Below are 19,677 nucleotides of genomic sequence, written 5' to 3' on the forward strand. Positions count from 1 at the left end.
CTGGGTATTTCTCAGCCTCACTGGTTAGCATCGAACTCGGCCGCGCGCAGCGGCGATCGTCGCTGAGCGGCGGTCGGGGCCAACCCGGACCCCCGCAGACTCACAAGAGGAACGATGTCGAGCGACGAAACGCCGAACGTCCCCACACCTCGCAATTCTCGCGAGGCCGTGCGGGAGAAGGCTCAGCAAGTGCACGCCCAGCAGTCGAGGGCGCGCCTCATGCGACGTATCATCATCGGCGCCGTCGCGGTCGTCGCGGTGGGGGCGATCGGCACTGCGGTGACCCTTGCGGTGTCCGCCCAGGTGTCCAAGCCCAAGCTCACCCCGACGGGGATGGAGTCGGACGGCGTGGTCGTCACAGACATCACCGCGGTCGCAGGATCCGACGAGGTCCCCGCGACACCGTCCGCAGAGCCGACCGACGCGGGTGCGTCGACCGAGCCGACACCCAAGGCAACGACGTCTGAGAAGGTCGACATCCACGTCTACGTCGACTACCTCTCGCCGGACGCGGGGAAGTTCGAGCGGGCGAACGCGCGTCAGTTCGCCGGCTGGATCAGCGAGGGTGCCGTGACCGTCAGCTACCACCCGGTCGCTCTCCTCACCGCGAGCTCGAACGGCACCAAGTACTCCCTGCGCTCGGCGGCCGCAGCCGCCTGCGTCGCCACGCACTCGCCCGCGCAGTTCTACGCGTTCAACCACGACCTGCTGGACAACCAGCCCGAGGTCGGCAGCGATGGCATGTCCGATGAAGAGCTCGCGAACCTCGCCGCGGCCGTCGGCACCGACAACACCAAGGCCGTGCGGTCGTGCATCGAGAACGGCGACTTCGTCAGCTGGGCGAAGGATGCGACCACGCGCGCGCTGGACGGACCGCTCGCGGGCTCCAAGGACCTGGTCCTGCAGTCGGCTCCGATGGTCGTCGCGAACGGCGAAGCATACGTCGGAGCGCTCGACGATCCGGCCGAGTTCTCGCAGTTCGTGCTCAGCGTCGCGAGCGATGCCTCGCGTGCCACGCCGACGCCGACTCCCACACCGACCACCACGCCTGCCCCCTAGGTCGAAGCGGGGTCGATGCCATCGCTAAGCTGGTGGGTGGCATCCGCCGACTTGGCGCAATTGGTAGCGCACCGTACTTGTAATACGGGGGTTACGGGTTCGAGTCCCGTAGTCGGCTCCACACACCAAGGCCCGCATCCCCCTGGAAACACTGGGGATGCGGGCCTTCGTCGTATCTAGGCGAGGAGTGCTGCCCACTTTTTGCCCACACTCTGTTCGCGGGCTGCGGCCTCGAGGTTGAGTGAGACGGCACTCAGGTCGTCGTCGAACAGGTCCGCGTAGACGTCGAGGGTGATGGCGGCGGACTCATGGCCGAGCATGCGCTGCCCTTTCCCTCGCGCGTTGTCACCGCCGCAGGCCGGGTATCGCTCGAGGGCATAGTCGTGTCGACGGGCGCATCGTTCGCGTCCGGCACCGCCTACAACTTCGGTTTGCTGGCACCGACCGAGGATCGCCCGTTCGCGGTGACCGCGAACGGGCTCTTCGCAATTCTGACCATCACCTCGACCGGTGCGATGACCTTCACGTTCCCCTCAGCCCCGGGCGGGGTTGTTGGTCTCTCCCTATCGGTCTCGTGCCCGTCGTGGCGGCTGACAGGCCTGCGACTGCCATGTCAACCCGATATGCCGGAGCGGCGTACAACCACGCGTCAGGGACGCGCGGTGCGTTCGACGGGCTCTCGAACCAGCTCGAGGCCGAAGGACACCCGCCGATGGTGGTGCTTGACGGCGGCCGCGAGAAGGCCGATCAGCTGCGCATCTGGTACCAGCGGATGACGCTCACTCCAGGAAACCGCAAGGTGTACGGCACCGCATGGTGGAACGGCCAGAAGTGGTACCGCATCCACCCCGACGCCGTCGGAGTCCCCGACACCAGCAACCACGAGGAGCGACGCGCGAACGACCTCGCGTGGCCGTGCAACTCGAACACCGCCGCGCACCTTCGCACGCAGGTGCTCGCGAAGCGGCACAACATCACTTGGCAGGGCATGGGCTTCCGTGAGTGGTGGCGCTGGACGTTCTGGGGTGCCCTCGGCGCCATCGGAGCAGCGCCGGCCGGGGGCGGCGGTTCCGTCCCCATTGCACCCAACCTGCCCGAGGAGGACGATCTGGCAACACTCGTGACCGGTGGCGGGCGCTGTCGCGTACCGCGGCCCCGACGGCAAACTCCACCGGACTCACGCGCGGACAATACCGCTCCGCGATCTCTGATCACAACGATCGCACCGGACTCTGAAGCGTGAAGGCCCCCACTCGGCCGGCCGGGGGTCTACAGTCGTCTACGCGCCCCCGACGGCCCGGCGTGATGATGGTTAGTCGCCCTGCGCCGGTCGGCACCTCGCGGCGTCTGCTTCCTCTGGGAGCTGTGTGGACGGGATGATCACGACATCCTGTACTTTCCAGTCGAGGTCGGAGATGCTCTGGGCCAGGCGGTCAAGAGCATCAACGGCGACACGACGCTTCTTCGGAAGTACGAATGCTTCGACGTGGAACACCTGCCCCTGGTCGCGAATGCGTACGGCTGCGTCGGCAACCCAGGTCTGCTCACGAATCAGTTGCGTAATCATCTGGCCGAGCGGATGCGGGTGCTTGTCGTCGAACGTGCGTGCACGTTGGTCCATGAGGTCGACGACCGCTCCCTTCGTATTGCGGATGCCGTCCCAGATGATCCCGAGAGAAATAAAGAGTGCCGCGGCACCGTCCAGCCACCAGAGGCCGATCCCAACGCCGAGGACGCCGATGATTGATGCGGCGTTGGTCTGCCAATCCGCCTTGGCCATGTCAGCGTCGGCGTAGAGGAGCTTGTTGTGCAATACGGGCGCAAGCTTCGCCTTCGCGGGTCCGTAGAGGAACACAGGGCCGACGACGACGACCGTCATCACGGCGACCATGAGCCAGCCGAGCCAGATTGTGTGACCGAACAGGTTCACGGTACCTATGGTCGGATGCTCCGCTTTGAGGAGTCCAATGACCGCTTCGGCGGCAAGATTGAGGCCGACCGCGAGGAGTGCGACGCCGGCGACGAGGTGTCCGACGCCCATAGCGCGGTGCAGACCGTAGGGGTGGTTGACAGTGGGCCTACGGCGGACGAAAGGCAGCGCAATGAGAAAGGCGATCTGGGGGATGAGAGACAGCATGTCCTCGATCCAGGCTGTTCGCATGGCCTGGGAATTCCCCACGACGAAGGCCACCACCGTGATGGTGACGACGGTGTAGCAAATAGTGAAGTACTCCCACCGAACCGCCTTCTTCAACGCCGTCAACTGATCGGGGGGCAGGTCCGATCGCCCGAACTGGTGGTTGTCTCTCATGGCCCGACCTCATCGTCGAGGAACGACTCCAGCTTCGTGAGGAATGCGTTCTCCCCCAGAGGGACGAGAAGCACGACGCTCCGCCCGTCCGCACCGTCGATTTCCTGGTAGCCGCGGGTCATACCGGCACGATCGGTCCAGGGGGATTTGTCTGTGAATCCACCAATGAGCAGGTCGAGTTCACCATCCTCGAGCAACCCTACGAGCGTTTCTTCGCTGCCAATCGTCCACTCGGGTTCCGTATGGATTGTCGCTGAGAAGTCCTGGACGAGGTCGACGAGTGGGCCGGACACTCCGCTGCCGTCCGGATCAACTAAACCCGGTTCGATGGTCACCCCGACCCGCAGCTCTCCTCCGGTCACGTGGGCGAGTGTGCCTTCCGGGTCAGACGGCACGGAAAGGCTGCACCCGGCGAGGCTGACGGCAAGAGCGACACTGATCGCGACGACCACAGACGTCCGCTGCCTGGTCGACGTGGGCGAGAGGCGAGGGCACCCTGCTCGTTGCACCTTTGGGAAACTCACCTCTCGAGCGTTCCAACAACCTCAGGGGGAAGCTAGGCGGTTGCGATTTCTCGTGGGAATGGCTAAAGGACGACCATGGGAGCCTTCGCGATTTAAGGGTGGTCGGAGTGACGGGCCCCGGTGCCAGCGCCGTGTCAAACGGCTTGGGCGGCGCCGCCGAGCCGCTCGGCTACTGCGCCACCATCGGGTTCGGGTCTGTCCGTTCCTTTGTGTATGGGGCTTCGGCTTAGTTGATTCCTAGGCGGTCGCCGTAGGTGATGGACAGGGTATTCAGGATAGCTTTCCAGCCGGCGATCTGCCCGGTCGGGTTCGTGCGATTCGGGCGCCGCTCGAGCACCGTCAGGTAGAGCACCTTCATCGCCGCCTGCTCGTTGGGGAAGTGCCCGCGGCGTCTCGTGGCCTGCCGGAACCTGGCATTGAGCGACTCGATCCCATTGGTCGTATAGATGAGGCGTCTGATCTCCGGCGGGAACTTCAGGAACGGCACGAACTCGCCCCACGCGTTCTCCCACATCTGGATCATCGCCGGATACAGGCTCCGCCATTGCTCGGCGAACTCCGCGAATCTCGCCTCGGCCGCTGCGATGGTCGGAGCGGTATAGACCTCGCGGAGCTGCCTGGTGATCTTGGACCAGTACTTCTTCGACGCGTATCGAAGTGAGTTCCGCACGAGATGCACGACACACTGCTGCACCGTTGCGAGGGGCCAGATCGCGGTGATCGCATCGGGGAGGCCTTTGAGTCCGTCGCAGCAGACGATGCAGACATCGGCGACACCACGGTTGCGCAGCTCCGTGAGCATGTTCATCCACTGCTTCGCGCCCTCCCCGCCGGTCGGTCCCATCCACAACCCGAGAACGTCACGGTGACCCTCGAGATCGATGCCGACAGCGACGTAGACAGGCCGGTTGGCGACCTGCCCGTCGCGGACCTTGATCACGAGCGCGTCGATCAGAACCACGGGATAGACGACGTCCAGCGGACGGGCTTGCCATTCCTGCATGTCGCCGAGCACCTTGTCGGTCACCGTCGACACCAGATCACGAGAGACGTCTGATCCGTAGAGATCGGAGAGGTGCTTGGCGATATCGCCGGTGGTCATGCCCTTCGCATACAGCGAGATCACCGCCTCGTCGAACCCCGCGATCCGGCGCTGATGCTTGGGCACCACCACCGGCGCGAACGTGCCCGCCCGGTCCCTCGGGACCTGGATCGTGAGATCGCCGATCTCGGTCCGCACCGTCTTCGGCGTGGATCCGTTCCGGCTGTTCGGCGTCTGCTTCCCGACCCGGTCGCCCGGGTCGTAGCCGAGGTGCTCGGTCAGCTCCGCCTCCAACGCGGACTGCAGGACCTGCCGGGTCAGTCCCGTCAGCAGCCCGTTCGGGCCAGTCAGTTCGATCCCTTGACCACGAGCGGCGGCCACGAGTTGCTCTGCGACCGCGGTGACATTCGGCGGCGCAGGAAGGACCTCCCCGGTTCGCAGATCGACGGTCTCGGATTGCTCAGTTGTTGTCTTCAATTCAGTGCTCATGACGTGATTCATCTTCCCGTCCGACCGAAGCCGAACCGATCACGCCGAACCCCTCACACACAAACTTTCCGACAGACCCCACGATCGGTGAGCGACTGCAGCGGGCCGTGCTTTGCCGCCTTGAGGATCGATCGTTCCTGTGACTGCTTATCCCGGTACGCGGAGAGCGTCGAGTCGGGGCTCCCCATAGCCGGTGATTCCTTCCTCCGTCCGAGAGGGTTCGATTCTGTGTCGCAACCTCCGACGTCGGAGAGGCGGCGGATCCATGGTTTAGTCGTGGTTTTGGATCTGTACATGCGTGTACATGGTTGTACCGATCCCGCGAAAACCTGCGGACGGTGCACGCAAGTACACGTATGAACAGGGGATCTTTTAAACGGGGGTTACGGGTTCGAGTCCCGTAGTCGGCTCAGGAAACACCGACGGCATCAGCCGAGAGGCGACGAATGCCGGGATGCGTATGGCACGCTCCCGCATTGCTATCGTCGCCCTGATGGCGAACCTAGATAGTCGGGGGATGACTCCTGAAGAGCGTATGAACACGTTTCTGCTGTACCCGGAGTGGTTCGGAGGCGACCGGATACCGGAGAAGTTTGTGGTCTCAGCTGAGCTGCGAAAGCGGCTCCGGGAGTGGAATTAGGTCTGGGAGACCGTGCTGGATCCGGTCACCGAAATGCGATGGCCAGATCCACTGATCGGACGCACATGGATCGCTGAGGGCCAGCAGCTCGTGGCAGATCTGCAGGCAGAACTCGGGCCGGGCTTGTCCGTCGTCGGCGATTTTGCCCGGTATGCCCCGTCGCGTAGGTCGTAGGCTCTGCGCATGAGCGAGCCCGATGCGGAGCCGACCCCGTCGCTGATCCAGCAGCGACTCGCCCTACAGCGCAGGCGGGTGGGGGCGGTATCACTCCTCCGGCCCTTCGCAGAGCAGGGGTGCAGGGGAGTGAACGAAACATCCGCCCCTCCCTCGTCCTAGGCTGGTGTGATGCTCCACGGACTGATTCGCCCTGTCGAAGCCCACAGCGTGACGCTGAAGGGCGAAGACCTCGCCGAGGTTCGCGCGCAGCTCACCGCTCAGGCTCCCGCCGGATGGGACCTCGTCTCGGCGATGGCGACGATGGAGAAAGCAGGATCGATGCGCTCGGTCGAAGGCAAGTTCCTGCGTCGTGACGGTATCCGTGAGATCGAAGGCGACGACATGGCTGCCCTCGAGTCGCAGGTGCCCGAGGGATGGCAGCTGCTCTCCGTATGGCGGACGAGCTGAGGCTCACGCGTCTCTGATCCGTGCTCTCGGCGGACTCAGTCCACTGAGACGGGTTCTGGTGTGTCGACGACCTCGTCGATGAGGCCGATCCCGCCCGTCGAGCTCGCCGACTGCATCAGGTCCTGAATCCACGAGGGGTTCAGCGGGGGCGCCTCCGGCTCGTCGAAGGTGAAGCGGAGCGGAATCGAGGGGTGCAGCCAGATCGTCGAGCGTCCTGCGGGATCTCCGTCGGGATGACGCCACGACAGGGTGAAGCTCTCGTTGCGTCGCAACTTGGTGGCGATGGCCACCTTCAGATGCGCGAGCGCGCGGTCCTCGATATGGATCTCCTCGCCGTTGCCGTACTGGATCGTTCCCATCTCTGCACCATAGCCGCCACCGCGCGCACTTTCCGCGCCAGATCGTGATGGTGAAAGAGCATATCGGAGTATCGCACTAGAGGGTGATACGTTACTGAACGTTGAGTTTCCTGGTGGGTACGACGTCGTGACACCAGGTGGATGACTGCGCAGGTGGCCGACTCCCCGCCGCGGCCACCTGCGCTTGCCCCTGAAGGGCGTGATCCATGGAGCACCGGGGGAGGGGTATGTCATGAGCAGCTCGCCGGAGTCGCAGCGGTCCATGCCGGAGTGGCAGAGCGGCGACCCGTATGAGACCGCGCTCACGCGGGAGGCGTACGCATGCGAGAAGCGCCTGCTGCAGATCGAACTCCTCAAGCTCCAGGCGCACATCACGCGCTCGTCCGACCGCGTGCTCATCCTGTTCGAGGGAAGAGACGCGGCGGGCAAAGGCGGCGCGATCACGCGCTTCATGGAGCACCTGAACCCCCGGGGTGCCCGTGTCGTGGCACTCGAAAAACCCACCGATGCGGAGCGGACGCAGTGGTATTTCCAGCGCTACGTCGCGCATCTGCCCTCCGGCGGCGAGATCGTGATGATGGATCGCTCCTGGTACAACCGCGCCGGTGTAGAGCGGGTCATGGGCTACTGCTCGTCCGCCGAGTACGAGGAGTTCATCCAGACCGTGCCGGAGTTCGAGCGCATGCTCGTCGGCTCGGGCATACGCCTCGTGAAGCTGTGGTTCTCGATAGATGAGGCGGAGCAGCGGAGCCGCTTCGCGCGCCGGGGCCAAGACGCGGTCGCGCAGTGGAAGCTCAGCCCGACCGACCTCGCGAGCATCGACCGCTGGGACGAGTACATCGCAGCGGAGGAGGCGATGTTCCTTCGGACGGACACCCCTGCCCTCCCTTGGACCGTCATCGCGTCCAACGACAAGAGGCGCGCGCGGCTGGAAGCGATGAGGTGCGTCCTCTCGCGGTTCGACTACCCGGGCAAGGATCCGTTGATCGCTCACGCCCCTGATCCACGGCTCGTGGGGCGCCCCTCTCAGATCCATCACGAGGAGGAGAGGCCGACGCGGTGATGTCTGCGGGTCGCCACAGGAGGGCATCCGGGAATGCGACGGGTGGACTCGGAGGTTGTCCCCCTCATGACTCGCATCGGCACCAGTGATCTCGACGTCCTCCCGCTTTCGCTCGGCGGCAACGTGTTCGGCTGGACGGCCGACCGCGACACCTCCTTCGCGGTTCTCGACGCGTTCGTGGACGGCGGTGGCGACTTCATCGACACCGCTGACTCGTACAGCTCCTGGGTGCCGGGGAACGAGGGCGGAGAGAGTGAGACGATCGTCGGCGAATGGCTGGCTTCTCGCAGGCCCGCAGGGGTGGTCGTCGCGACCAAGGTGAGCCAGCACCCGAAGTTCCGCGGTCTTGCCGCGTCGAACGTCCGCAAGGCCGCCGAAGCCTCGCTGGCGCGCCTGGGCGTCGATGAGATCGACCTCTACTACGCGCACTTCGACGACGAGACGGTTCCGCTGGAGGAGACTGTCGCCGCGTTCGGTCAGCTCGTCGACGACGGTCTGGTGCGGCACTTCGCCGTGTCGAACTACTCCGCCGATCGCATCCGCGAGTGGATCGAGATCGCCCGTCGCACCGGTGCCGCGCTGCCGGTCGCTGTGCAGCCGCATTACAACCTCGTGCACCGCAACGAGGTCGAGGACACGATCATCCCGGTCGCCGAGGAGTTCGGGCTCGGTCTCGTCCCGTACTACTCACTGGCGAGCGGCTTCCTCACCGGCAAGTACCGCTCGACGGATGTCGAAGGGCAGAGCTCGCCGCGGGCCCACGGCGCGGCGAAGTACGCGACGCCGGCGGGGCTGCGGGTCATCGATGCGCTCCAGGAGATCGGCGACGTGCACGACGCCTCGATCGCCGCGACCTCACTCGCCTGGCTCCGCGCGCAGCCGACGGTCGTCGCACCGATCGCGAGTGCGCGCAGCGTGGACCAGGTTCCCGATCTCCTCGCCGGTGCCCGCCTCGAGCTCTCGGACGACGAGGTGCAGCGGCTCAACCAGGTCTCGGAGTGGACTCCGGCCCGGACCTGAGCTAGCCTCGCTCGTCGCCGACGAGTCCGTGCCGGTGCGCCAGGATGACTGCGTGGATCCTGTCGCGGGCACCGAGTTTCGCGAGCACGCGACCGACGTGCGTCTTCACCGTGGACTCGCCGACATAGAGAGTCTGGGCGATCTCCGCGTTGGTGAGGCCGCGGCCGATCGCGAGGAACACGTCGCGCTCGCGATCGGTGAGCGATTCGAGTGCGGCGCTCTCCTCGGCGGCCGGAGCGGCGGACGAGGTCGCTCCGAGTCGGGGTGTCACATGCTCCATCAGCGCTCTCGTGACCCGAGGGGAGAGCGCTGCATCTCCGCGGGACACGGCGCGCACGGCAGAGATCATCTCGTGGCGCTGCGCGTCCTTCAACAGGAACCCACTCGCGCCCGCGCGGATCGCTCCGAACGCGTACTCGTCGAGATCGAACGTGGTCAGAACGAGCACCTTGGTCTGCGGGTGGTCGCGGACGATCTCCTCGGTGGCGGCGATGCCGTCCAGCTCCGGCATCCGGATGTCCATGAGCACCAGGTCGGGGGCGAGCAGGGCGGTCTGCGTGATCGCCGCCTTGCCGTCGCCGGCCTCACCGACCACCACGATGTCTTCCTCCGCGTCGAGCACCATCCGGAACCCGACTCGGATGAGCTCCTGGTCATCCACCAGCAGCACCCTGATCGCATCCGTCATCCGTCGTCCTCCATCGTCTCTCGTCGTGCGGCGGGTGTGCTTCCCGAGGTGGGGAGCACGGCCCGCAGAACCCATCGTCCCCCGTCCGCAGGTGCCGACCGCACCATTCCGTGAACGTGCGCAGCGCGCTCGGACAGTCCGCGCACGCCGAATCCGTCCGACCCGACCTCGCCTGCGACGCCGTCGTTCACGATCTCGATCGTGACCGTCTCGGTCGTGTACTCCAGTCGCACCGTGATGGTCTTCGCAGTGGGAGCATGACGCATCGCATTGGTCACCCCCTCCTGGACGATCCTTCCGATCGCATGCGCGACGGCGGGGGAGACCTCCGCCTGCCCGACGACGGTGAGCGTCGCCGGATAGCCGGCTCGTTGCGCGGTCTCCACGGTGTCGTGCGCGGGTACGGGCTGCATCGGGACCAGCGGCAACGGGGATTCGTCGTCGCGCAGCACTCCGAGCATCGAGCGCATCTCGGTGAGCGCACCTCTGGCGGTGTCGGCGGCGGATGCCGCGGCCTTGCGTGCCTGCTCCCGGTCCGGTGTCGCGGCCGCACCTTCGGACAGGGCGACGATGACGGTGAGCGAGTGGGAGACGATGTCATGCATCTCCCGGGCGATGCGGGCGCGTTCGGACGCGGCTGCGAGCTGCGCCTGCTGGTCGCGCTCGATCAGGAGCTGGCGTGAGCGGTCGATGATGGCGAGGAGGTAGCGCTTGCGGTCACCGACGTTGACTCCGACGAGTGTGCCGATGAGACCGAGCGCGACGTAGCTGAGTGCGGTGTCGAGGCCGACCTGGAGCACGGTCGCGCCGGTCAGCATGAGCACCGTGGTGAAGCCGAGGAACCATGCCGCGCCGATCCCGTAGCAGATCCAGGCCAGGCGGGCCGAGCGATAGACCGCGACGCCGTAGCAGGCGACGAGCAGGAGGATGATGCCGCCGGACATGCCCGTGAACAGACCGACGGTACCCAGGATCACCGCAGCGAGGAAGGGGCCCAGCGGCGCTCGACGGCGCCAGAGAAGGGTGCTGCACCCGATCGCGACCATCGCCAGCGTCGCGATGTTGAGGGTGATGTAGGTGCCCTCGGGGAGCGAGGGGTCGGGGTAGGGCGCGGCCGGTGCGAGCGACAGGAACAGGCAGATCAGGGCGAGCAGGATGTCGGCGAACAGCGGGTGGCGCGCCCAGAAGCGTCGGAACAGGCCAGGGGCACGCGGAAGCCGCAGCTCCTCGTCCTCACGGATCGAGTCGCTGCGGCTTCGCGTTCTGCTCACAGGCCGACTTTACGCGTCGCGCGTGCGCAGCACGCCCCACGCGACCAGGGCACCACCGGCCACCCAGCAGCCCAGCGTCAGGAACGCGGTGGGTGCGTCGAGAGCCGCCGTCTCACTGGGCATGATCGCGGCTTGCGCAGCCGCCACCGGGAGGTAGGACGAGGCCTCGATGACCCACGCCCACGCCTCGCCGGCGAAGGAGAAGAAACTCGCGACGATAGGCAGCACGAACAGCACGCCGACGGTGGCGGCGATGGCTCCGGCCCCCGAGCGCAGGATGAACCCGAACGAGACGCCGATGAGGGCGAAGACAGCCATGGACAGCGAGGCTACGACGATCGGCAGGATCGAGGCCGACGGGTCGGACCAGTCGATGCTCTGATCCCGCGGCGCCACGATGAGAGTGACGGCGAGGGCGGCGATGGCGAAGATCACCAGCGACGACAGGAACATGAAGACGGCCAGCACGGTCGACTTCGCCGCCAGCACCGATCCGCGAACAGGATTCGCCGTGAGCGTCGAACGGATCATTCCGGTCGAGTACTCGCCGGTGACCGAGATCGCACCGATGATGCCGGCGAGCAGCATGGTGAACTGGATGGGCATGATGACGGCCTGGATCGGCTCGAAGTCCGGCATGTCGAGGGCCTGGGCGATGAGAACCGCGATCCCCACTGTCAGAGCGGCGGCGATCCCGATGGACCACCAGGTCGAGCGCAGGGTGGCGAGCTTGATCCATTCACCGCGCAGCGCGCGCACGAACGTCAGCTTTCGACCGGTGTCCACGCGCGGCCGTGTGGCGGCGGGGGCCTGTGTCGTGGTCATGAGATCTCCTTGGTGCGGTACTCGACGGAGTCGCCGGTGAGGGCGAGGTAGGCGTCTTCGAGCGAACCGGTGGTCGGGGTGAGTTCGTGCAGCGCAATGCCGCGGTCCGCAGCGAGGTCGCCGATGCGCGCAGCAGGCAGCCCCACGATGTCGAGCAGGTCGGGAGCCGAGCTCACGATCTCGACATCGGGTCCGCCGACGGCTGCGGCCAGATCGGCCGGGCGGGGAGTGCGCACCCTGACCGTGTTGCGGGTCCACGAGCGCACGAGTTCGGGGAGCGGCGCATCCGCGAGCACGCGGCCTCGTCCCATCACGATGACGTGGTCGGCGGTCTGCGCCATCTCGCTCATCAGATGGCTCGAGAGAAGCACGGTGCGCCCCTCGGAGGCGGCGTGGCGGACGAACTGGCGGACCCAGCGGACGCCCTCGGGGTCGAGGCCGTTGACCGGCTCGTCGAGGATCAGCGTGTGCGGGTCGCCGAGCAACGCCGAGGCGATACCGAGGCGCTGTCCCATGCCGAGCGAGAACCCGCCTGCACGCTTGCGGGCCACCGATCCGATGCCGGCGAGGTCGATCACCTCGTCGACGCGAGAGGAGGGGATGCCGTGGGTCGCGGCCATCGCGCGGAGATGGTTGCGCGCGGTGCGGCCGGTGTGCACCGCCTTCGCGTCGAGGAGCACGCCCACCTCGGTGAGCGGTGCGCGCAGCTTGCGGTACTCGCGGCCGGCGATGGCGGCACGGCCGGACGTCGGCCGGTCGAGGCCGACGATCATCCGCATGGTGGTCGACTTCCCGGCGCCGTTCGGGCCCAGGAATCCGGTGACGCTGCCCGGCTTGACCGTGAACGACACGTCATCGACGGCGGTCTTGTCTCCGAATCTCTTGGTGAGGCCTTCTGCTGTGATCATGAGGACAACGTTACGGAGCGACCCCGGGATCGCGCGTCCTCCTCAAGTACACATCTGATGGAGAGAGGGTCCGCCCGGCGGCGGACATCCGCACCTCAGGGGCGAGGACGTGCCTGCACGCGCGCGGCCATCTCGTCGGAGGCGAGGACCGCCTCGTCGATGATCTCCCTCGACGCCGGCGCGGTCAGCCAGTCGTGGCTCAACGAGGAGGGGACCAGCAGCGGCATCCGATCGTGCAGATCGACGAGGTGTGCCGGGGCGGGGCGCATCACGATCGAGTAGCACGTGAACCACTCGCCGTCGGCGGTGCGCCCGCGCTGGGTGACCGCGGCCATGCCGAACAGGGTGCCGTCGTCGATGATGAACTCGTTCCACTGGCGAGAGGGCTTCTGCATCTCGTACCAGCTCGTCGCCGGCACGATCGCTCTCGACTTCGCCCCTCCTGGACGCTCCTGAAGGCGTTCGGCGCGGGTGTTGATCGAGGGGAACTTCGCCGGCTCGCCGTTCACGAGGAAGCCCCACCACGCGGGCTCCAGGGTCGGCGCGGCATCGGGCTGCACGACCAGGGGATTGAGGTTGCGCAGGCTCTTGCCCGTGGGGCGGACGGTCTCACCCGCATTCTCGCGGGCCCACACCCGCAGGCCCTCGAGCACCGCGTCGTCGGCGGCGGCGAGGAGCTCCGCATCGGTGAATCGGGGATCGAGACCGTAGCTCGCGCACATGCCGCCAGCGTAGCGCCGGGCTCCGACATCCGCAGGAACGAGAGCGCCCACGGGCTCGGGTAGGGTCGACAGGTGCCAGAGCCCCGTCGACTTCCCGCCCCGGTGGCACTGGGCGGTGCGGTGGCGATCGGGGTGATGACGGCGATCCAGGCGCGGATCAACGGAGTGCTCGGAGTGCGTGTCGACGATGGGATCGTCGCCGGCTTCGTCTCCTTCTCCGTGGGCCTTCTGGCGCTCGCGGTCGTGATCATCTGTCTCCCCTCCGCCCGACGAGGAGTGGCGAGACTCCGCGACGGCATCCGGCAGCAGACGATCCCGTTCTGGATGCTGCTCGGGGGCGCCTGCGGCGCGCTCACGGTCTCCACCCAGGGGCTCACGGCGGGAGTGCTCGGCGTCTCGCTGTTCACCGTCGGCGTGGTGGCCGGGCAGACGGTGCACGGCCTCGTGCTCGATCGGATCGGCTTCGGTCCGGCAGGCGTCGTCGCGGTCACTCCCGGTCGGGTCCTCGGCGGTCTGCTCGCGCTCGCGGCGGTCGGCATCTCGCTCTCCGGCGATGTGCTCGCCTCCGCACCGCTGTGGATGCTGCTGCTGCCGTTCGCAGCGGGCGTCGGCATCGCGTGGCAGGCGGCGACCAACGGGCGGCTGGCGCAGCGCGCGCGCTCACCGCTGGCCGCGACGCTGATGAGCTTCATCGCCGGCACCGTGGTCCTCGCGCTCGCGTCGGGCGTGAGCATCGCGTTCCGCGGCGCACCTGCGGCGCTGCCGGGGGAGCCCTGGCTCTACCTCGGAGGTTTCCTGGGCGCCGCGTACATCCTGCTCGGCACCTTCATCGTTGCCCAGACGGGTGTGCTGCTGATGGGCCTGGGATCGGTGCTCGGGCAGTTGGTCACGTCGGTCGTGATCGACCTCCTGTGGCCACCGGCGGCGGGACCCGCGCTCTGGCAGGTGCTCGCGATGGTCGTGGTCGCCGTCGGGTCGGTCGTCGTGGCCATGCCGTGGCGGCGTCGACGCTGAGGCACTACTTCTTCTTCTTCTTCTTCTTCTTCGCCTTCTCGGTGCTCGCCGCGGGCAGGCGCGTGACGAGCTTGCGGGCATCGACGCTCTTACGCCGGCCGGGCTTCTTGCCTTCGGGCTTGCCACCCACGTAAAGCCAGCCGAGGAGCTCCTCGTTCTTGCCGAGGCCGTGGGCCTTGGCCACCGCCTTGGCACGCGTGTAGTGGCCCGTGCGCCAGATGACGCCCCACCCGGCCTCGTCGAGCAGAAGACTCAACACGTGCGCGACACCGGACGCGACCGCCTCCTGCTCCCACCGGGGCACCTTCTCGCTCTTGCGGTAGCTCGCGACGACGGCGATGAGCAGCGGAGCGCGAAGCGGCTTCGACGAGGGTGAGGAATCTCCCTGGGCCTTCGCGATCGCCGCGCCCAGCACCTCGCGATCCGCGCCGCGCAGCTCGATCAGCCGCCAGGGCCGCAGCGATGAGTGGTCGGCGACGCGGCCTGCCGCAGCGACGAACGTCAGCAGCTCCTCGCGGGTCGGCGCGGTGTCTTCGACCTTCGACCAGGACTGCCGTGCCCGGACGGCGTCGAGGGCGCTCACGACGCGTCGGGGGTGAAGTTCAGTGCGATCGAGTTCATGCAGTAGCGGTCGCCCGTCGGCGTTCCGAACCCGTCGGGGAACACGTGGCCGAGGTGCGACCCGCAGTTGGCGCAGCGCACCTCGGTGCGCACCATCCCGAGGCTGTCGTCTTCGATGAGCTCGACCGCATCGGGGCGGATCGACTCGTAGAAGCTGGGCCATCCGCATCCGGAATCGAACTTCGTGCCGCTCTTGAAGAGCTCCGCGTTGCAGGCGCCGCACGTGTAGAGGCCCGCACGCTCCTCATCGAGCAGCTCACCGGTCCAGGCCCGTTCGGTCGCGGCCTGCCGCAGCACGGCGTACTGCTCCTCGCCGAGCTCTTCGCGCCATTCGTCTTCGGTCTTGTCCACGCTGTACGACATGTGTCCTCCTGAGTCGTCTCCATTCTCCCCCGCGCGGCGAGGTCTCGGGTGCTCCGGGTCAGAATGGACGGATGACGGATGCTGTGCAGGAGCGCTACGCACGATTCGCCCGTGACGAGGCGCCCGGTCGCAGCGCCCTCTACGCGGCATGGGCCGCCGGAGTCGCCGCTGACGAAGAGGTGCGGGGTGTCCTGCTGCGGATTCCGGAGACGCGGAGGCAACCGCCTCTCGTGTTCGCCGTGACCCGGATACTCGGCGCCGGACTCGCGGCGTATCCGCAGTGGCGGGAGTTCGTGCTCCGCAACGCCGACGAGGTCGTCGCGGAGTGCGCGAGTCGCAGCCTGCAGACCAATGAGCCGCTCCGCCTCGCCGCGCTGCTTCCCGTGCTGTCCGAGATCGACGGCCCGATCGCGTTGCTCGAGGTCGGAGCCTCTGCGGGGCTCTGCCTCTACCCGGACCGCTACTCGTATCGCTTCCTCGGTGACGACGGCGCGCTCCGAGCCGCGCTCGACCCCGTGGAAGGACCGTCGACGGTCGTGCTGGAGAGCACGGTGACCGGACCTCTGCCCCGGTTGCGTCTTCCGGAGATCGTCTGGAGGGCAGGCATCGATCTGGCTCCGCTGGATGCGGCGGACGAACGGGATCGGAGGTGGCTGCGCGGACTCGTGTGGCCGGGGGAGAGGGGGAGGGATGAGCGCATCGAGGCCGCGCTGGACATCGCGGCATCCGATCCGCCTCTCCTCGTCGCCGGGGATGCTCTGGAGGGCATCGAGGCGCTCGCGGCCGCCGCACCGACCGAGGCGACGCTCGTCATCACGACACCCGGCGTTCTTGTCCACATCCCGCGGGAGCGCAGAAGCGCCCTGGTCGCGCGCATCTCCGCCCTGGACGCACACTGGGTCACGATCGATCCGCCCGGTGCGCTGGATGTCTGGGTGCCTCCGGTGGACACGGAAGATTGGCCGGGCTTCGTCGTCGCGATCGACGGGCAGGTGCGTGCGGCCGCGGATCCTCTCGGCGCCTGGTGGGAGTGGCGAACAGCCCTCCCCGCGGATGCGTCCTAACCTGGACCCATGCTCGGAGATCTCACGGAGCGCGACCGCGCGATCCTCGCGATGGAGGTCGCTTGGCCGCGCCACGGCTCGGCCAAGGAAGAGGTCATCCGTGCCCAGCTGGGGATGAGCGCGGCGCGCTACTACCAGCTCCTCGGGCGACTGATCGAATCGGAAGCCGCTCTGGAGTACGACCCGATGCTGGTGCGGAGACTGCGTCGGATCCGGGATTCCCGTGCCAGGCAGCGCTCGGCCCGGACGCCGGGTTTCGTGGGCTGAACGCACGCACCGACAGCCTCGTGGGTCGCATGATCCGCGCCGAGGAACGGATTGCCAGGAAGGTGCCGCTAGCATCGAGGGGTGTCCAAGCCCTCCCGCGATCGCTTCGATGACGTTCCCCGTTCCTCCGGACGTGTAGGAGCGCACCGCGCCGAAGCGCCGGGGATGAACGGCTGGGTCGTGCTGCTGTGGTCCTTCGTCGCCGCGCTCGTGCTCATCATCGGCGGGATCTTCGGGTCCCTCGTGGTGATGGGTCGCGTCTCGCTCTTCCCCGAGGCCGTGCCCACCGCCGTGCCCACCCCGGAGGAGACCGGCGTGGTGGACACCTCGATCTCCGTGCTGATCCTCAACGGCACGCCGGACGAGGGCCTGGACACGCAGATGAGGGATCTGCTCATCAACAACGGGTGGGCGTCGGACATCGTCTTCGCGGGCGACAGCTCCAGCCAGGACTTCCCCGCCACGACGGTCTTCTACCTCAACGACGAGGACGAGCTCGCAGCGATCGGGTTGGCGAACCTCCTCGGCGGCGCAGCCGTGCAGCAGAGCGACTACTACTCCGGTCAGACGGAGGACGGGCAGAAGCAGTTCACCGTGGTGATCGGCCTCGATCGATCGAGCTCGGCGTCCGAGACGCCCGGGGAGACTCCGGCCCCCTGACCCCCGGGTGGACCTCACCTCCGGCGGCTTGCACTCGAAGGTGTCGAGTGCCAGAATGGCGTTAGCACTCTCTCACTCTGAGTGCTAAACCCAACGTCTACGTCCAGGAGGGACGAAAAAACTCATGGCAAAGATCATTGCTTTCGATGAGGAGGCCCGCCGCGGCCTCGAGCGCGGCCTGAACATCCTCGCCGACGCGGTCAAGGTCACCCTCGGCCCGCGCGGCCGCAACGTCGTTCTCGAGAAGAAGTGGGGCGCCCCCACGATCACGAACGACGGCGTCTCCATCGCCAAGGAGATCGAGCTGGACGACCCGTACGAGAAGATCGGCGCGGAGCTCGTCAAGGAGGTCGCCAAGAAGACCGACGACGTCGCAGGTGACGGCACCACGACCGCCACGGTCCTCGCCCAGGCTCTGGTCCGCGAGGGTCTGCGCAACGTCGCAGCCGGCGCCGACCCCATCTCGCTCAAGCGCGGCATCGAGAAGGCCGTCGCCGCGATCACCGAGGAGCTGCTCGCCAGCGCCAAGGAGATCGACTCCAAGGAGCAGATCGCCGCCACGGCCTCGATCTCCGCTGCTGACCCCGCGATCGGCGAGCTCATCGCCGAGGCGATCGACAAGGTCGGCAAGGAGGGCGTCGTCACCGTCGAGGAGTCGCAGACGTTCGGCACCGAGCTCGAGCTCACCGAGGGCATGCGCTTCGACAAGGGTTACCTGAACCCCTACTTCGTCACGGACCCGGAGCGCCAGGAGGCGGTCTTCGAGGACCCGTACATCCTCATCGCGAACCAGAAGGTCTCCAACATCAAGGACCTCCTGCCCATCGTCGACAAGGTGATCCAGGACGGCAAGGAGCTCGTCATCATCGCCGAGGACGTCGAGGGCGAGGCTCTCGCGACGCTCGTGCTGAACAAGCTCAAGGGCATCTTCAAGTCGGTCGCCGTCAAGGCTCCCGGCTTCGGCGACCGCCGCAAGGCGCAGCTGCAGGACATCGCGATCCTCACCGGTGGTCAGGTCATCACCGAAGAGGTCGGCCTCAAGCTCGAGAACGCCACGCTCGACCTGCTCGGTCGTGCACGCAAGGTGATCGTCACCAAGGACGAGACCACCATCGTCGAGGGTGCCGGCGAGGCAGACCAGATCGAGGGTCGCGTCACGCAGATCCGTCGCGAGATCGAGAACACCGACAGCGACTACGACCGCGAGAAGCTCCAGGAGCGCCTGGCGAAGCTCGCCGGTGGCGTCGCCGTCATCAAGGCCGGAGCCGCGACCGAGGTCGAGCTCAAGGAGCGCAAGCACCGCATCGAGGACGCCGTTCGCAACGCGAAGGCAGCCGTCGAGGAGGGCATCGTCGCCGGTGGTGGCGTCGCGCTCATCCAGTCGGGCACCAAGGCCCTCGACTCCCTCTCGCTCTCGGGCGACGAGGCGACCGGTGCGAACATCGTCCGCGTCGCGATCGAGGCTCCGCTCAAGCAGATCGCGCTGAACGCCGGTCTCGAGCCGGGTGTCGTCGCGAACAAGGTCTCCGAGCTCCCCTCGGGCCAGGGCCTCAACGCGGCCACGGGTGAGTACGTCGACATGTTCGCTGCGGGAATCATCGACCCGGCGAAGGTGACCCGCTCGGCGCTGCAGAACGCAGCCTCGATCGCGGCTCTCTTCCTCACCACCGAGGTCGTCGTCGCTGACAAGCCCGAGAAGGCTGCAGCTCCCATGGGTGACCCGTCGGGTGGCATGGACTTCTGATCCAGCTCTCCTGACAGAACGCCCCCGGCTTCGGCCGGGGGCGTTCTGCGTTGACGCCGAGGTGGTGTCACCGGAACAGACTGGCCGAGTACTGATCGGCGTCTGCGTACTGGGTGGCGACCGAGCCGAGAGAGGTGCCGATCGATTCGAGCACCTGCTCCACGTGGACCTGAGCGCCCTGCCACTGCTCGGCGCACGTCTGGAAGGCATTGGACGCCGTCCCCGACCAGGTCGACTGCAGCTGGCGGAGCTGGGCCATCAGGGTCGCGGACTCGCTCTGCAAGCGCTCGATGGTGGCGCGTGTCGCTCCGTGGGCCGCATGGACGGCTTCGGTGTCGACGGTGAAGACAGACATGGGAACTCCTTCTCGTAGGGGTTCCGAGGCTAAGCGGACGTCGC

At 67.0% G+C, this 19,677-nt stretch carries 23 protein-coding genes and 1 tRNA gene; 11 read left to right on the plus strand and 13 right to left on the minus strand.

Going from position 1 to position 19,677, the window contains the following annotated elements:
* The first annotated feature begins 114 nt into the window (after positions 1 to 114).
* Positions 115 to 1,059: a thioredoxin domain-containing protein gene (locus tag KY497_RS07605; protein ID WP_017828951.1), complete on the plus strand. Its 945-nt coding sequence runs from the start codon at positions 115 to 117 to the stop codon at positions 1,057 to 1,059.
* 45 nt (positions 1,060 to 1,104) lie between these two features.
* Positions 1,105 to 1,180 (plus strand) — tRNA-Thr (locus tag KY497_RS07610).
* A gap of 55 nt (positions 1,181 to 1,235) precedes the next feature.
* On the opposite strand, the gene KY497_RS07615 is transcribed toward KY497_RS07610, so the two are convergent.
* Positions 1,236 to 1,379, minus strand: a complete 144-nt coding sequence (locus KY497_RS07615; protein ID WP_174799522.1) for a hypothetical protein — start codon at positions 1,377 to 1,379, stop codon at positions 1,236 to 1,238.
* Between the two features lie 290 nt (positions 1,380 to 1,669).
* Between KY497_RS07615 and KY497_RS07620 the strand changes: the two genes are divergently transcribed.
* Complete coding sequence (locus KY497_RS07620) at positions 1,670 to 2,302, plus strand: hypothetical protein (protein WP_219870202.1); 633 nt, start codon at positions 1,670 to 1,672, stop codon at positions 2,300 to 2,302.
* Positions 2,303 to 2,371: 69 nt separating this feature from the next.
* On the opposite strand, the gene KY497_RS07625 is transcribed toward KY497_RS07620, so the two are convergent.
* The 3 genes from KY497_RS07625 to KY497_RS07635 form a co-directional block, all read right to left on the minus strand.
* Positions 2,372 to 3,370 carry a cation transporter gene (locus KY497_RS07625; RefSeq protein ID WP_127482810.1) on the minus strand — a complete coding sequence of 333 codons (999 nt, stop codon included), beginning with the start codon at positions 3,368 to 3,370 and terminating at the stop codon, positions 2,372 to 2,374.
* On the minus strand, positions 3,367 to 3,822 hold the full coding sequence (locus KY497_RS07630; RefSeq protein ID WP_218682296.1) for a hypothetical protein: 456 nt from the start codon (positions 3,820 to 3,822) through the stop codon (positions 3,367 to 3,369). Before KY497_RS07630 ends, KY497_RS07625 begins: the two co-directional genes overlap by 4 nt.
* A gap of 298 nt (positions 3,823 to 4,120) precedes the next feature.
* Entirely contained in the window at positions 4,121 to 5,425 is a 1,305-nt protein-coding gene (locus KY497_RS07635; protein ID WP_219870203.1) for an IS256 family transposase, read from the minus strand.
* Between the two features lie 985 nt (positions 5,426 to 6,410).
* Between KY497_RS07635 and KY497_RS07640 the strand changes: the two genes are divergently transcribed.
* Positions 6,411 to 6,689: a hypothetical protein gene (locus KY497_RS07640; protein WP_017828944.1), complete on the plus strand. Its 279-nt coding sequence runs from the start codon at positions 6,411 to 6,413 to the stop codon at positions 6,687 to 6,689.
* A gap of 35 nt (positions 6,690 to 6,724) precedes the next feature.
* On the opposite strand, the gene KY497_RS07645 is transcribed toward KY497_RS07640, so the two are convergent.
* Positions 6,725 to 7,048 carry a hypothetical protein gene (locus tag KY497_RS07645; RefSeq protein ID WP_219870204.1) on the minus strand — a complete coding sequence of 108 codons (324 nt, stop codon included), beginning with the start codon at positions 7,046 to 7,048 and terminating at the stop codon, positions 6,725 to 6,727.
* Between the two features lie 232 nt (positions 7,049 to 7,280).
* Between KY497_RS07645 and ppk2 the strand changes: the two genes are divergently transcribed.
* Together ppk2 and KY497_RS07655 are read left to right on the plus strand one after the other, a co-directional pair.
* A complete protein-coding gene (ppk2, locus tag KY497_RS07650; RefSeq protein WP_219870205.1) occupies positions 7,281 to 8,111 on the plus strand; it encodes a polyphosphate kinase 2 in 831 nt (276 codons plus the stop codon).
* Positions 8,112 to 8,177: 66 nt separating this feature from the next.
* Positions 8,178 to 9,131, plus strand: coding sequence for an aldo/keto reductase (locus tag KY497_RS07655; RefSeq protein ID WP_219870206.1), 954 nt, complete (start codon positions 8,178 to 8,180; stop codon positions 9,129 to 9,131).
* 1 nt (position 9,132) lies between these two features.
* Here KY497_RS07655 and KY497_RS07660 read toward each other — a convergent pair whose 3' ends face one another.
* The 5 genes from KY497_RS07660 to KY497_RS07680 all read right to left on the minus strand — a co-directional run bounded on the left by KY497_RS07660 (position 9,133) and on the right by KY497_RS07680 (position 13,545).
* Positions 9,133 to 9,819 (minus strand): response regulator transcription factor, encoded by a 687-nt coding sequence (locus KY497_RS07660; RefSeq protein WP_219870207.1) that lies wholly within the window; start codon positions 9,817 to 9,819, stop codon positions 9,133 to 9,135.
* Entirely contained in the window at positions 9,816 to 11,090 is a 1,275-nt protein-coding gene (locus KY497_RS07665; RefSeq protein ID WP_219870208.1) for a sensor histidine kinase, read from the minus strand. The genes KY497_RS07660 and KY497_RS07665 overlap by 4 nt, the downstream gene beginning before the upstream one ends.
* A 9-nt stretch (positions 11,091 to 11,099) precedes the next feature.
* On the minus strand, positions 11,100 to 11,915 hold the full coding sequence (locus KY497_RS07670; protein ID WP_055873869.1) for an integral membrane transport protein: 816 nt from the start codon (positions 11,913 to 11,915) through the stop codon (positions 11,100 to 11,102).
* Positions 11,912 to 12,823, minus strand: coding sequence for an ABC transporter ATP-binding protein (locus tag KY497_RS07675; RefSeq protein WP_055865189.1), 912 nt, complete (start codon positions 12,821 to 12,823; stop codon positions 11,912 to 11,914). Before KY497_RS07675 ends, KY497_RS07670 begins: the two co-directional genes overlap by 4 nt.
* A 95-nt stretch (positions 12,824 to 12,918) precedes the next feature.
* Positions 12,919 to 13,545, minus strand: a complete 627-nt coding sequence (locus KY497_RS07680) for an SOS response-associated peptidase family protein (RefSeq protein ID WP_141385862.1) — start codon at positions 13,543 to 13,545, stop codon at positions 12,919 to 12,921.
* Between the two features lie 102 nt (positions 13,546 to 13,647).
* Here KY497_RS07680 and KY497_RS07685 point away from each other — a divergent pair, with 102 nt between their 5' ends.
* Positions 13,648 to 14,559: a DMT family transporter gene (locus tag KY497_RS07685; protein ID WP_141385926.1), complete on the plus strand. Its 912-nt coding sequence runs from the start codon at positions 13,648 to 13,650 to the stop codon at positions 14,557 to 14,559.
* A gap of 4 nt (positions 14,560 to 14,563) precedes the next feature.
* Here KY497_RS07685 and KY497_RS07690 read toward each other — a convergent pair whose 3' ends face one another.
* Positions 14,564 to 15,142 (minus strand): nitroreductase family protein, encoded by a 579-nt coding sequence (locus KY497_RS07690; RefSeq protein WP_219870209.1) that lies wholly within the window; start codon positions 15,140 to 15,142, stop codon positions 14,564 to 14,566.
* Positions 15,139 to 15,543, minus strand: coding sequence for a peptide-methionine (R)-S-oxide reductase MsrB (gene msrB / locus KY497_RS07695; protein WP_017828933.1), 405 nt, complete (start codon positions 15,541 to 15,543; stop codon positions 15,139 to 15,141). The genes KY497_RS07690 and msrB overlap by 4 nt, the downstream gene beginning before the upstream one ends.
* Before the next feature lie 71 nt (positions 15,544 to 15,614).
* Here msrB and KY497_RS07700 point away from each other — a divergent pair, with 71 nt between their 5' ends.
* The 4 genes from KY497_RS07700 to groL all read left to right on the plus strand — a co-directional run bounded on the left by KY497_RS07700 (position 15,615) and on the right by groL (position 19,278).
* Complete coding sequence (locus KY497_RS07700; RefSeq protein ID WP_219870210.1) at positions 15,615 to 16,607, plus strand: DUF2332 domain-containing protein; 993 nt, start codon at positions 15,615 to 15,617, stop codon at positions 16,605 to 16,607.
* A 9-nt stretch (positions 16,608 to 16,616) separates the two neighbouring features.
* Positions 16,617 to 16,874, plus strand: coding sequence for a DUF3263 domain-containing protein (locus KY497_RS07705; protein WP_017828931.1), 258 nt, complete (start codon positions 16,617 to 16,619; stop codon positions 16,872 to 16,874).
* 81 nt (positions 16,875 to 16,955) lie between these two features.
* Positions 16,956 to 17,534 carry a LytR C-terminal domain-containing protein gene (locus tag KY497_RS07710; RefSeq protein WP_229778816.1) on the plus strand — a complete coding sequence of 193 codons (579 nt, stop codon included), beginning with the start codon at positions 16,956 to 16,958 and terminating at the stop codon, positions 17,532 to 17,534.
* A 124-nt stretch (positions 17,535 to 17,658) separates the two neighbouring features.
* Positions 17,659 to 19,278 carry a chaperonin GroEL gene (gene groL, locus KY497_RS07715; protein ID WP_141385865.1) on the plus strand — a complete coding sequence of 540 codons (1,620 nt, stop codon included), beginning with the start codon at positions 17,659 to 17,661 and terminating at the stop codon, positions 19,276 to 19,278.
* 67 nt (positions 19,279 to 19,345) lie between these two features.
* On the opposite strand, the gene KY497_RS07720 is transcribed toward groL, so the two are convergent.
* Positions 19,346 to 19,633, minus strand: coding sequence for a WXG100 family type VII secretion target (locus KY497_RS07720; RefSeq protein ID WP_055865175.1), 288 nt, complete (start codon positions 19,631 to 19,633; stop codon positions 19,346 to 19,348).
* Positions 19,634 to 19,677 lie beyond the last annotated feature (44 nt).

This window comes from Microbacterium sp. PAMC22086, from assembly GCF_019443525.1.
Classification (GTDB): domain Bacteria; phylum Actinomycetota; class Actinomycetes; order Actinomycetales; family Microbacteriaceae; genus Microbacterium; species Microbacterium maritypicum.

Bases quoted from the DNA above. Each gene is read 5' to 3' on its own strand.
- KY497_RS07605 (WP_017828951.1), top strand. From the start codon at position 115: ATGTCGAGCGACGAAACGCCGAACGTCCCCACACCTCGCAATTCTCGC.
- KY497_RS07680 (WP_141385862.1), bottom strand. From the start codon at position 13,545: ATGTGCGCGAGCTACGGTCTCGATCCCCGATTCACCGATGCGGAGCTC.
- KY497_RS07655 (WP_219870206.1), top strand. From the start codon at position 8,178: ATGACTCGCATCGGCACCAGTGATCTCGACGTCCTCCCGCTTTCGCTC.
- msrB (WP_017828933.1), bottom strand. From the start codon at position 15,543: ATGTCGTACAGCGTGGACAAGACCGAAGACGAATGGCGCGAAGAGCTC.
- groL (WP_141385865.1), top strand. From the start codon at position 17,659: ATGGCAAAGATCATTGCTTTCGATGAGGAGGCCCGCCGCGGCCTCGAG.
- KY497_RS07705 (WP_017828931.1), top strand. From the start codon at position 16,617: ATGCTCGGAGATCTCACGGAGCGCGACCGCGCGATCCTCGCGATGGAG.
- KY497_RS07635 (WP_219870203.1), bottom strand. From the start codon at position 5,425: ATGAGCACTGAATTGAAGACAACAACTGAGCAATCCGAGACCGTCGAT.
- KY497_RS07720 (WP_055865175.1), bottom strand. From the start codon at position 19,633: ATGTCTGTCTTCACCGTCGACACCGAAGCCGTCCATGCGGCCCACGGA.
- KY497_RS07700 (WP_219870210.1), top strand. From the start codon at position 15,615: ATGACGGATGCTGTGCAGGAGCGCTACGCACGATTCGCCCGTGACGAG.
- KY497_RS07645 (WP_219870204.1), bottom strand. From the start codon at position 7,048: ATGGGAACGATCCAGTACGGCAACGGCGAGGAGATCCATATCGAGGAC.
- KY497_RS07620 (WP_219870202.1), top strand. From the start codon at position 1,670: ATGTCAACCCGATATGCCGGAGCGGCGTACAACCACGCGTCAGGGACG.
- ppk2 (WP_219870205.1), top strand. From the start codon at position 7,281: ATGAGCAGCTCGCCGGAGTCGCAGCGGTCCATGCCGGAGTGGCAGAGC.
- KY497_RS07640 (WP_017828944.1), top strand. From the start codon at position 6,411: ATGCTCCACGGACTGATTCGCCCTGTCGAAGCCCACAGCGTGACGCTG.
- KY497_RS07615 (WP_174799522.1), bottom strand. From the start codon at position 1,379: ATGCTCGGCCATGAGTCCGCCGCCATCACCCTCGACGTCTACGCGGAC.
- KY497_RS07660 (WP_219870207.1), bottom strand. From the start codon at position 9,819: ATGACGGATGCGATCAGGGTGCTGCTGGTGGATGACCAGGAGCTCATC.
- KY497_RS07675 (WP_055865189.1), bottom strand. From the start codon at position 12,823: ATGATCACAGCAGAAGGCCTCACCAAGAGATTCGGAGACAAGACCGCC.
- KY497_RS07625 (WP_127482810.1), bottom strand. From the start codon at position 3,370: ATGAGAGACAACCACCAGTTCGGGCGATCGGACCTGCCCCCCGATCAG.
- KY497_RS07670 (WP_055873869.1), bottom strand. From the start codon at position 11,915: ATGACCACGACACAGGCCCCCGCCGCCACACGGCCGCGCGTGGACACC.